Origin of the sequence: Kitasatospora sp. NPDC059803 (assembly GCF_042732255.1) — a bacterium.
GTDB lineage: Bacteria > Actinomycetota > Actinomycetes > Streptomycetales > Streptomycetaceae > Kitasatospora.
The window spans coordinates 55,218-66,438 of the sequence record NZ_JBHWIJ010000007.1; the positions used below are offsets into that span (position 1 = coordinate 55,218).

Genomic DNA, 11,221 nt, shown 5'->3' on the forward strand with positions numbered 1-11,221 from the left:
TCCAGTGCGACGGAGACTTGCCGACCCACTCTGCAACAGAACTTGTCACTGTGTGATCTCCCCCAGCAATGCCTGGATCTCGAACTCCAGCCCCTTCAGTTCCGCGTCGATTTCCACGAGTGGCCTCGGTGGCGTGTAGACGTAGAAATGGCGTGTGAAGGGGATCTCATACCCCAGCTTGAACCGCTCCGTCTCTTTCGTCTTGGGGTTGCGGGTCTCCGCGATCCAGGCGTCCGGGACGTGGGGTAGCACCTCGCGGGCGAGGTATTCGTCGATGTCCTCGCCGAGCGGGACGTTCTCGTTGTCGCGCAGGTCGGGGTCGGGCTCGGGCTTGCCCTTAACAAGCTGGACCTCGCCTTCCGGATCGGTCACTCCCACGGCATCACGCAAAGCCTTCTGGAACGGCGCGGCGGAGGGCCACAGCACGCCTCCGGCCACCATCGCCTTCCGCAGGGCGTCCCATGCCTCGGCCTTGGTGGACCACTGCGACCCGAGCAGCGGCTTGAGCGCGTCCAGCAGCAGCTCGACCGCCGCCTCGCCCCCGACCGCCTTCTTCACGGCGGCCGACGCGCCGAGCTGAGCAAGGCTGTCATCGGTCAGCTCGAAGCGGAGCTTGAGCGGCCGGTCCACGGTGATGCGCTGGTAGCCGAAGTCTCGGTTGGCGAAGACCTTCACCCGCGCGTGATCCGGATGGCCTTCGTCGCCAGCGATGCTGAGCCCGTCGCGGTAGGTCGCGCAGATGTGCCCGATCTGGACCCGAGTCATCCTCTTGCGCTTCTCACCAAGGGACTTGCGCATCTTGGTCCACTGGTCGCGGGCGTCGAGCAAGATCACGCGGCCCTTGCGATCCGCGGGCTTGCGGTTGGTGACGATCCAGAAGTACGTGGAGATGCCGGTGTTGTAGAAGAGCTGGTCCGGGAGGGCGACGATCGCCTCCAGGTAGTCGTGCTCGATGATCCACCGGCGGATCTCTGACTCGCCAGACCCAGCGCCACCGGTGAACAACGGGGAGCCGTTGAAGACGATGGCAAGGCGGGTACCGCCGACCTCATCGCCTGCCGCGTCCTTCTTGAGCGGCTGCATCTTGCTCATCATGTGCTGCAGGAACAGCAGCGAACCGTCATTGATCCGGGGCAGGCCAGCGCCGAAGCGACCGTCGTATCCCCGCTCCTCGTGCTCCTGACGGACGACCTTCTCGACCTTCTTCCACTCCACTCCAAAGGGCGGGTTGGCGAGCATGTAGTTGAAGGTCTCGCCCTCGTGGCCATCCTGGCTAAAGGAGTTGCCGAAGCGGATGTTCTTGGCGGTATGGCCCTTGAGCAGCATGTCGGAGCGGCAGATGGCGTACGACTCGGCGTTGAGCTCCTGTCCGAACAGGTTGACGCGCACCCTCGGGTTCAGCTTGCGGATGTGCTCCTCGGCCGCCGATAGCATGCCTCCGGTGCCGCAGGCCGGGTCGAGGATTTTGACGACCTGGCCCTCTCCGTTCAGCCGGTCGTCGTCCGGGGCGAGCAGAAGCTCGACCATCAACTCGATGACCTCGCGCGGGGTGAAGTGCTCGCCAGCGGTCTCGTTGGAGGCGTCGGCGAACTTGCGGATCAGTTCCTCGAAGACGTAGCCCATGTCGTGGTTGTCCACAGCCTCGAAGCTCAGATCTAGACCTGCGAACCTCCGCACCACCTGGTAGAGCAGGTCAGCGTTGTCCAGCCGGTCGATCTGGAGGTGGAACTCATAGCGATTGATGATCTCGGTGGCCTCCAAGGAGAAGCCCCGGATGTAGTCCTTGAGGTTCTTCGCCACGTTGGCCGCGTCGCTGCTGATGGTGTCGAAGGTCTGCTCGGAGAGGTTGTAGAACTTGAGCTTGGACGCCGCCAGCAGCAGCCCGTCCTTGTTCTCCCCGGTGTATGAGGCGGCCCGATCCCATACCGCCTGCCTGGTCGGCTCCATGACGCAGTCCAGTCGGCGCAGCACGGTCAGCGGCAGGATGACCTTGCCGTACTCGGAGCGCTTGTAGTCTCCGCGCAGCAGGTCGGCCACCGACCAGATGAAGTCAGCCAGTTCTTGGTTCTTGCTCAAAGCGTCCTGCCCTCTTCCCGCCGCACTGCGTCGTGTCCGTCGGTCGTCGTGATCTGCTGCTTGGTGTCGCCAGAGTCTCGCGCGGGCTCTGGGTCGAGCGCGCCGCTGGTGAGGCCATCGCGGGCGAGTTGCGCGGCTCGGTCGCCTATCTTGGCGAGTTCGGCGAGTTCGCGCTGGAACATGCCCAACAAGCGAAAGGCGCTTCCGTAACGCTGTTGCGCCTCAATGTCCATACGCGGCAAGCGCGCTGAGCGAAGGTCCGCTCGGAACGTACCCGAGGACGAGGTACCACGGCGGGTGTTCGCCGGACTGGCTGCGAAGCCCCGCACATAGTCCGGGTCCAGCTGGTCGTTGGTGGAGGCGAGTTCCTCGCCGTCGAGGGTGACCAGGCCAGCGGCCAGGAGGTCGCTCACCGCTACTGGTACGCCCTCGTCCAAGTTGCTCGCGTCGGCCCGTGCCACCAAATCCGGTAGAAGGTTCCGCAGCTTACTCAGATGCAGGTCGAGTTCGGCCCGTAGCGCGACGTACTCTGCCGCGTAGTCAGGTTCTGGCTCGCGGACATAGCGGCCGGGTGTGAGGTCCACGTCATCGTCCAGCAGATCGATCAGCGGCACCTCGACCTCCTGGTGCGGCTTCGGTTGCCACGGTCCGTCTGGGCTGCTGGCGCTGAGGTCCACCATGCGTACCGTCATCGCGCTGTTTCCGGGGGCGGAAGGCCGGCTCAGCATCCACACGTGCAGCGGGAGGGCGTGGCTGGCCGCGAGGCCCGGCGGTAGAGCCACCACTGCGGTGACGCAGCCGCGACGCACCAGTTCCGCGCGAATGCGCCGACCGGATCGGCGGTGGGCGACCGACGCTGGCAAGACGACCACGGCCCTCCCCCCAGGGGCTGTGTGGTGGTAGCAGTGCTGGAGCCAGGCGAGTTCGCTCTCACCGCGCGAGGGCACGCCGGCTTCCCACCGCGGATCGACAAGCAGCTGCTCACGACCCCAGTCAGCCACGGCAGTTGGCGGCTCGCACGCGACCAGGTCCGCGCGGAGGTCTGGATAGGCGTCTGCCCGAAGCGAGTCGCCCGCCGCCAGTCGAGAGGGTGTCGCCCCTGAGGCGATCGACAGGTCCGTTCGCACCTGGGCCAGACGAACCGCGTCCGCCTGCATGTCCTGGCCCAGCCTGCTGCGCACCTTGTCGCCGCCCACTGCAACCAGGAGGGATCCGATACCGCAGGCCGGATCGAAGACGGCGCCGGTGGTCTCGCCCGCAAGCTCCCCCACAGCTCGGGCGAGTTGCAGCGTCGAGGCTCCGTCCAACGCGGCGCGGGCAGTGGAATCCAAGAGACGGGCGACAAGTCCATCCATCACCTCTGCAGGAGTCCGCTCCGCGAGCAGTCTTTCCATCGCCTCGCGCGCAGAGCGGTCCTTCAGCCCGGGGCCCTCCCCGAGGAGATACTCGCCAACGGCCGCCAGCGCTCCAACCATCTCGGCACCGAAGGCGGTGCGAAGCGCCTGCCACAACCGGACTTCGCTGTTGGCCTCCCGGCCTTCGCGCTGTCCGTCCAACCACCGCTGCACCTCAACGAGCGAGAACAACGGGCTGGCCGCCGTGCCGCCGACAGGCGCCGGGAAGTCCGGGCGACGCCTGCGCCAGTTGGAGACCGCGGCGCGCGTCACCCCGGCCAACCGTGCGATCTCCGCAGCGGTGGCCGTGGGGTCGGGGACGTCGTCTTCAAGCATGGCTTCACCGTACACCATGGCCAGCCTGCTTGAAGTTACATCCTGTTGACAGCGCCAACAGACTCTGGCTACTTTCATTATCGACGCACTGCTGCTGCCATTCGACCGGTCAGCGCGCAGGAGGCAGTGCAGCTCATGTCCGCTGAAGGCGAGAGACAAGGAGCACCACGTGGATGCCAAGCAGCAGAACACCGGAACCCGGAAGTCCACCCTGCACCGGCTCACCGTTCCCGATGGGCGGCCGGTAGACCTCCGGGCCCTCGTGCGCCCCCGCTACCTCAGCCGTCCGGGCTACCAGGTCCGCAACTTCTCCCGAGAGGGCGTCACTGGACTACTGGTGAACGGAGGGATCCCCCGGGACCGCGCTGACTGGTGCCCGGCCGTGGAACGGATCACCGGCCTGGAGGTCAACGAGCGCAACCACTCCGCCGCCGGCCTCGTCCTGATGCGGACCGAGCGCGGCCTGTACGCCCTGAGCTACGGCGTCGGCCAGCACATGCTCGACCCCTATTACCGGGACGACGAGTTCGGGCTGGAGTTCGCTACCCGATGCCTGGACGAGGACGGCATCATCAAGGTCCGCAATCAGATCATGGACGGCCGCGGGCGTGTTGATGAGTACTCCGTCGCCCGCGGCGAGCGCATCGACGGCTTCGGGCTCGACCGATTCGGCGCGGTCGTCCGCCGCATCTGCGGAACGGTCAGCGGCATTGCGTTGACTTCGCTGCCTTCCGGGACCTCCAAGCACGTCCGGGTCGAGTGCTCGGAGTCAACCATCAAGCTGCCGCTGGCCACCACTCCGGAGGAGTTCCTCAGCGACCTGCGCGCGATTGAAGAGGTGTGCGCCCGAGCCGACCCGCTGCCCGAGCTGCGCTTCGTGGACCGACTGCACACCCTGGACAACCGAAGCCGCAAGGCAGTGGACGCCCAGGCCGCCTTGGAGGCCATGCTGGCTGACGCCAGCCACCCCCGGCTGACGTTGGGAGTTCCCGAAGCCTGCCAAGAGGGCTTCGGCTCTGCACAGGCATTCCGCATCACCCTGGGTAGCCATAGCAACGATGTCTTCGACCTCGACCTCCCTGTCCTCCTCCAGTTCGTCTCGGACAAGGCCGAAGGTGATCGCATGAAGGCGCTTAGCCAGGTGCGCGTCGTCATGTTCAGCGACGACGACCTGAAGACGCCAGCCGGCGCGGCTACCAGCGGCAAGGAGTGGCTCATCGCGGACGTCCCCGTCGGAACGACGCGGTACTTTTATGGCCATGGAAAGTGGTACGAGGTGGGTGCCAGATTCCTTGAGACGCTCGAGGACGAGCTGCGGCAGTTGCTCGACAAGCCGTCGAGTGTCCAACTGCCGACGTGGCCGAAGGGCGCACCGAACAGCAAGCGGCAGGACTCTCACGACGAGGACTGGTACAACAGGCGAGCAGCCGATCAAGACGGCTACCTTCTCTTCGACAAGAAGAACGTCGTCACCGACAAGTTCAACGGCGGCGGGCTGGAGATCTGCGATGTCCTGGGCCCGGACAACCAGCTGATCTGTGTCAAGAAGGCCAGCAGCAGTGCTGGCACCGCGCCGCTGAACCACCTCTTCGCTCAGGCCGTGACCGCCGTCGAAACCCTGCGCAGTGACGAAGCCATCCGCAGGGACTTCCTCCGGCAGGTTGCGGACCGTACGCCCGACCACCGTCTCCTGAGCGACTTCGGCACTTTGAAGGTTGTCCTCGCCATCCTCCTCAAAGACGGGAAGGAGATCACCATCGACTCCCTCTTCGCCTTCGCTCAGGTCTCACTCCTTCAGTCAGCCCGACGGCTGCGGGCGATGAACGCAGAGGTCGAGGTCTTGGCGATCCGGCGCTGAGCGCGTCGGCCCTCGGGGCTGCATCGCGAACCCGTAGCTCGATTGTCGGAACAGCACAGTTCCAGCGCCGGCCTTCCCACGGCACCCAAGGGGGCGAAAGAGCTGCTGACGGAGCATCACGCACGGCTGTCCACCGGCTGTCCACCGGCCCGCATCGATCACTTGCCACAGTTTCGCGCCATGCCTCACAAACCGCAGGTCAGCGGCCCAGTCGCGGCTAGCCAGCAACACTGAGTGAACCTTGGGCCTGCGCATTGCGATGCGCAGACCGCACCTGCCCGATTAGCCCGAATTCCAAGGCCACCCAAAAGAAGAAACCCCAGGTCAGAGGCCTGACCCGGGGTTCACTATGGAGCCGCCTGCGGGATTCGAACCCGCGACCTACGCATTACGAGTTTGCCCAATCACTGTCCGCGACCGTCCACGTTCGTCCGCATGGCTGGTCAGCGGACTACGCGGGACGGTCGCGGATCGCCACGGACGCAGTGGACTGAGACCCGAACTGAGACCAGCGCCCGCCCAGCCCCGACAACCGCAGGAAAGAACGTGTGTCGCTACGGCAGTTGGCAGAACGCCACGGTCGCATCGTCGCCCGACTTGAAGCGTGGCCAACGGCGCCCATCTGGGTCAGTGGCCTCCGTCTTTCGAACCTCCGAGATCAGACCGTCTGCGCCAGCCTCCCGGAGCGTTGCGAACGCATCCGCCCACGAGGCCGTCTGGTACTCGGTCACGAGCCGTGAGACCCCATCAGACAGGACGGCCGCCGCCCGAATCCCAGCGATCGGTACCGCGCCGATCAGTGAATGGTGCGCCGCTTCACCGCTTGAAGCGGCCACCCAGTAGCCGTTCGTGGTGTTTCGGGTGAGCCGTTGGGCCTCAACCATTCGGCGGACGCTCTCAGTGTGCTCTGGCGTGCCCGTGGCGAAGCACTCCGTCTCCGCGCGGAGTTCCGGCACCACGGTGTCCACTCGCAGATCAGTGACTACCTGGTAGCCATTGGCCTGCTCGAAGACGATGGGTGAGTCCGCGAGAACGAGGTAGTCGAACCGGTCGACGCCGGCCCGCAGGATCGACACCGTTGCGGACGGCGTCCCGGGATCGCCGAGATCGCACCTGGGGTGGAGCGCCGCCACCTGTTCCAGTGCTTCCGCCAACCCGTCAGCCAGCGGCCGGCCGGGCTCTGCCAGTGCGGCCACCAGGTGGCCGCCGAGCTGGGAGACGTACCACGGGACGCCGTGCCGACAACCGGTGTCCAGCCCGGCCGTACTCAGACCGTCCAGGACGACGGCGAGCATGGGCGTGGCCGCCACCCAGTCCTCATTGGGGTTCATGCCACCGGGTGCGGTGGCGATGGAGACGCGCATCTTTCAGCCCTCGTGTCGGTAGATCGGGGTGATCCTGCTGCTCTCCAGAACTTCAAGGGTCTTCGGGTCGTAACGGCAGGAGATGAGCGTGGAGAAACGCTTCGTCCGAACCTCGCGGTACAGCTCGCCGAGGTGGTTCTCCAGGTAGTGCACTACGCCGTTCGCGCCGATCGCGTGGATGCCCGCGATGTAGAGGAAGGTGCCCTTGCCGTCGAGGCGGGGCAGCCGGGCGAGGTAACCGACATCCCCAACCGCGCCGTCCGCATCGAGCGGGGACCGGTGCTCGGTCTCGGTGCGCAGGTCCACCAAGTGCCAGGCCGTGTCCTTGCGGAACCGCAGGTTGTCGTCACCTTCGAGTACCTGAGCCACGATCGGGGAGAGCCGCGGCCCGCAGATGACAACCAGGTGTTCGCGGTTGAGGTTCACGATGCCGGACGGCGGGATGACCTCGCAATCGGAGTCGAGCTTCAGGCCCGTGAAGAGCTTGCGCAGGTGCTCGTAGTTGTTCAGGTCTTCCCTGGTCACGACCTGACTCGGGTTCTCGTCCAGGGACTTCCCCGCCTCGTACTTGCCGCCGACCGCCACGGTCATCGGTCCCAGGCCGAAGAACGCACGCTCCGGCGCGGGGCCGGCCGACGCGAGCTGACCGACGCGCCCACGGCTTACGCCGAGCAGAGCAGCGATCTCGGTCTGCGACATGCCCGACGCCGACGCCTCTTCGATGGCCTCCCGACGGACGCGGGACAGCTCGACCACCCGGTTCTGGTAGTCCGCCATCAGGGCAATCGCCGCCTTGGCCCGGTCGATCGGGACGGCCACATTGGCCACCCGCTCAAGCTCCTCGCGCATCGTGATCCCTTCACTGCCTAGGGGGGCAAAGCAAGGGTACCGCGAGGGGGGCTTGACGCCTAGGCGAATGCCCGAAGCGAAATGGCGGCGGCCTCGCGTTCACCCGTCTGAAGACCAAGGGCAGTCGCCGCACGACCCCCCTGCTTCCGCCGCTGATCCCGCTCCTTCGCGCGCAGCGCCAGCAGCAGGAGGAGTGGAGGACGGCGGCCGGCGAGGAGTGGCAGGACTACGGCCTCGTGACCTGCCGTCCCGACGGACAGCCGGTCGACCCCCACGCCGACTGGGAGGAGTTCAAGGAGCTGCTGGCCGAAGCCGGGATCGAGGACCGGCGCCAGCACGACGGCAGCCGCCACTCGGCCGGGACGATCCTCAACGAGTTGGGCGTGGACCCGTTCACGATCATGGAGATCCTCGGCCACTCGCAGATCAGCATGACGCGCCGCTACGTCAAGACGACCACCCCGACGACCCGGGAAGCGGCACGGCGGATGGGCAACGCGCTCTGGCCTCAACCGGCCGGAAGTGAGACCACAACTGAGACCGCGAACACGAGGGCGGCCCGCGCGCGACGGCGGCGACGGATGCAGTAAAGGCAAAAGCCCCAGGTCACGGCGAGTGAGTCCTGGGGCTTCTACAGAGCCGCCTGCGGGATTCGAACCCGCGACCTACGCATTACGAGTGCGTTGCTCTGGCCAGCTGAGCTAAGGCGGCACCGTTGTCACGCGTGGTGGCAACGCGGGCCAGTCTACACAGGTTTCGCGGGTGATCCACACCCGGTTGGCGGGGGTGGGGGTCAGGCGGAGGAGACGGCGAGTTTGGCGGCGAAGCCGGCGAAGAGGACGGCGACGCCGCTGGTGAGGGTGGCGGAGAGGCGCCTGCGGCGGCGGAAGGTGGCGGCGAGGGTGGTGCCGGCGAAGATCAGCAGGGAGAGGTAGAGCACGCTGAAGGTCTGGAGGATGCCGCCGAGCAGGCCGAAGGAGAGGGCCGGCTGACCGTAGGCCGGGTCGACGAACTGGGTGAAGAAGGAGAGCAGGAAGAGGATCGCCTTCGGGTTCAGCAGGCTGATCACCAGGGCGCGGCGGAACGGGCGCTCGACGGGTTCGGCGGCCGGTTCGACGGTGGCGGCGGGGTTGTCGGGGTTGTCGGCGGTCCGGCGTTCGCGCCAGAGCTGGCGGGCGGCGCGGAGCATGCCGTAGCCGATCCAGAGCAGGTAGGCGGCGCCGCCGAGCTTGACCACGGCGAAGACGGCCGGGTTGGCCTTGAGGAGGGAGGCGGCGCCCAGCGAGGTGAGGCTGATCAGGGTGAGGTCGCCGACGAAGACGCCGGCGGCGGCCTGGTAGCCGGTCCGGATGCCCTTGCGGGCGGCGACGGACAGCACGTACAGGGAGTTGGGGCCGGGCAGTAGGACGATGACGAGGGCGCCGAGGACGTACGTCGCCAGGTCGTTGACTCCGAGCACGGTGCGCTCCGGGGAGGGGATGAGGGCGGGGGGCGCTCATCGTAACGTCGCACCGGCGGTCGGTTGAAGCGGAAACCATCCCGCCTACCGGGCGCAGCGCTTGCCCGGCTCCGGTGCCTCACCCGCCAGCAGGTAGCGGTTGACCACGCCGTCCACGCAGGCGTCGTGGTGCCCGTACGCGGTGTGGCCGTCCCCGTCGTAGGTGAGCAGGCGTCCGGACTCCAGTTGCCCGGCCAGCGCCTGGGCCCACGCGTACGGGGTGGCCGGGTCGCGGGTGGTGCCGACGACGACGATGGGGGCGGCGCCGGCGGCCCGGATGGTGTGCGCCGTGCCGGTGGCCCGGACCGGCCAGTAGGTGCAGGCCAGCGCCATCCACGCCATGTCGCGGCCGAAGTGCGGCGAGGCCTGTTCGAAGTCCGGCACGGCGCGCTGGACGTCCTCCGGCCCGGCGAACGGGGCGGGCAGGTCGAGGCAGTTCACCGCCGTGTTGGCGAACATCAGGTTGGGGTACGAGCCGTCCGCCTCGCGCCCGTAGTAGGAGTCGGAGAGCCTCAGCAGGCTGGTGCCGTCGCCGGCCTTGGCGTCGGTGAGCGCGGTGCGCAGCTTGGGCCAGAGGAAGTCGGCGTACATGGCCTGGATGACGCCGGTGGTCGCCTGGGCCGCGGTGAGTCGGCGGCCGTGGTCGGTGCTGGGCAGCGGGTGGGCCTGGACGGTGGCGAGCAGGGCGGTGAGCTGATCGCCGATCTGCTGTTCGGTGCGGCCGAGCGGGCAGTCCTCGTGCTTGGCGCAGTCCTTGGCGAAGGCGGCCCAGGCGGTCTCGAAGCCGCCGGCCTGGGTGCGGTTGCCGGTGACCGAGTCGAGCGACGGGTCCACCGCGCCGTCCAGCACCAGCCGCCCGACTCGGCCGGGGAAGAGCCCGGCGTAGGTGGCGCCGAGGAAGGTGCCGTAGGACTTGCCGACGTAGTTCAGCCGCTCGTCGCCGAGCAGGGCGCGCAGCACGTCCATGTCGCGGGCGGCCTCGACGGTGCCGAGGTGGCCGAGCGCCGCCCCGGCGCGCTGCCGGCAGCCCTCGGCGAACTCCTTGTCGGCGGCGATCAGCGCGTCGATTCCGTGCTGGTCGCCGGGGGTGAGGTCGACGGCGGTGTAGGCGTCCATCCGGTCGCCGCTCAGGCAGGTGACCGGGTTGCTGCGGCCGACTCCGCGCGGGTCGAGGCCGACCAGGTCGTACCGGGCGCGCACGCCGCTGTCGTACGTCCGGGCGGCGGCCTCCAGGTACTCGACCGCCGAGCCGCCGGGCCCGCCGGGGTTGAGCAGCAGCGAGCCGAGCCGGCCGCCCCCGGCCCCCTCCGCGGAACCCGAACCCGAACCCGAGCCCGCTGGGACGGCGGTGGCGCGGGCCGCCACCAGGGTGAGGTCGCCGTCGCCGGGGCGGTCGTAGTCCAGCGGCACCCGGAAGGCTGTGCACTCGAACCCGCCGTCGCACGACTGCCAGTCGAGCCGTTGCGCGTAGTACGGGGCCAGCCCGGCCGGGACGGCGGCGGGCAGCGGCTCCAGCGGCGTGACCCCGGGCGGGGCCGGGGTGGACGACCCGGCGCCCCCCGCCCCGGACGAACCCGCTGAGCCCGCTGAGCCGTCTGAACCCGACGAGCTCGACGAACCCGACGAACCCGCACCGCACCCGCCCGCCAGCAGCCCGACGGCGAGCGCCGCGGCCAGTACCCGCCCGGTGGCCCTCATCCGACCCCTCGCGATCATCCGAGCCCTCTCGATCGTCACCCAGGGTCGTCGCCCGGCGACCCGCCTCGCATTGCACCACAGCGCGCCGCCCCGCCCCCCCCCCGGGCCCCGGGCGGCGACGCCCCCGCCACACCCGGTGAGGTCGCCG

The 11,221-nt window shown here is 68.1% G+C and carries 8 protein-coding genes and 1 tRNA gene; 2 read left to right on the forward strand and 7 right to left on the reverse strand.

What is annotated here, in order from left to right:
• Positions 1-45: 45 nt before the first annotated feature.
• Complete coding sequence (locus ACFV6I_RS02295) at positions 46-2,076, reverse strand: N-6 DNA methylase (protein WP_380423311.1); 2,031 nt, start codon at positions 2,074-2,076, stop codon at positions 46-48.
• Positions 2,073-3,806 carry an N-6 DNA methylase gene (locus ACFV6I_RS02300; RefSeq protein WP_380423312.1) on the reverse strand — a complete coding sequence of 578 codons (1,734 nt, stop codon included), beginning with the start codon at positions 3,804-3,806 and terminating at the stop codon, positions 2,073-2,075. Before ACFV6I_RS02300 ends, ACFV6I_RS02295 begins: the two co-directional genes overlap by 4 nt.
• 169 nt (positions 3,807-3,975) lie before the next feature.
• Here ACFV6I_RS02300 and ACFV6I_RS02305 point away from each other — a divergent pair, with 169 nt between their 5' ends.
• Entirely contained in the window at positions 3,976-5,664 is a 1,689-nt protein-coding gene (locus ACFV6I_RS02305; RefSeq protein ID WP_380423313.1) for a DUF6119 family protein, read from the forward strand.
• Between the two features lie 554 nt (positions 5,665-6,218).
• On the opposite strand, the gene ACFV6I_RS02310 is transcribed toward ACFV6I_RS02305, so the two are convergent.
• On the reverse strand, positions 6,219-7,028 hold the full coding sequence (locus tag ACFV6I_RS02310) for a hypothetical protein (protein WP_380423314.1): 810 nt from the start codon (positions 7,026-7,028) through the stop codon (positions 6,219-6,221).
• Positions 7,029-7,031: 3 nt separating this feature from the next.
• On the reverse strand, positions 7,032-7,877 hold the full coding sequence (locus ACFV6I_RS02315) for a sigma-70 family RNA polymerase sigma factor (RefSeq protein WP_380423315.1): 846 nt from the start codon (positions 7,875-7,877) through the stop codon (positions 7,032-7,034).
• 107 nt (positions 7,878-7,984) lie between these two features.
• On the opposite strand from ACFV6I_RS02315, the gene ACFV6I_RS02320 reads away from it, so the two are divergent.
• Positions 7,985-8,467, forward strand: a complete 483-nt coding sequence (locus ACFV6I_RS02320; protein ID WP_380423318.1) for a tyrosine-type recombinase/integrase — start codon at positions 7,985-7,987, stop codon at positions 8,465-8,467.
• Positions 8,468-8,514: 47 nt separating this feature from the next.
• On the opposite strand, the gene ACFV6I_RS02325 is transcribed toward ACFV6I_RS02320, so the two are convergent.
• The 3 genes from ACFV6I_RS02325 to ACFV6I_RS02335 form a co-directional block, all read right to left on the reverse strand.
• Positions 8,515-8,588 (reverse strand) — tRNA-Thr (locus tag ACFV6I_RS02325).
• A gap of 82 nt (positions 8,589-8,670) precedes the next feature.
• On the reverse strand, positions 8,671-9,336 hold the full coding sequence (leuE, locus tag ACFV6I_RS02330) for a leucine efflux protein LeuE (RefSeq protein WP_380423316.1): 666 nt from the start codon (positions 9,334-9,336) through the stop codon (positions 8,671-8,673).
• Positions 9,337-9,420: 84 nt separating this feature from the next.
• Complete coding sequence (locus ACFV6I_RS02335) at positions 9,421-11,073, reverse strand: alpha/beta hydrolase (RefSeq protein WP_380423317.1); 1,653 nt, start codon at positions 11,071-11,073, stop codon at positions 9,421-9,423.
• Between the last annotated feature and the right edge of the window lie 148 nt (positions 11,074-11,221).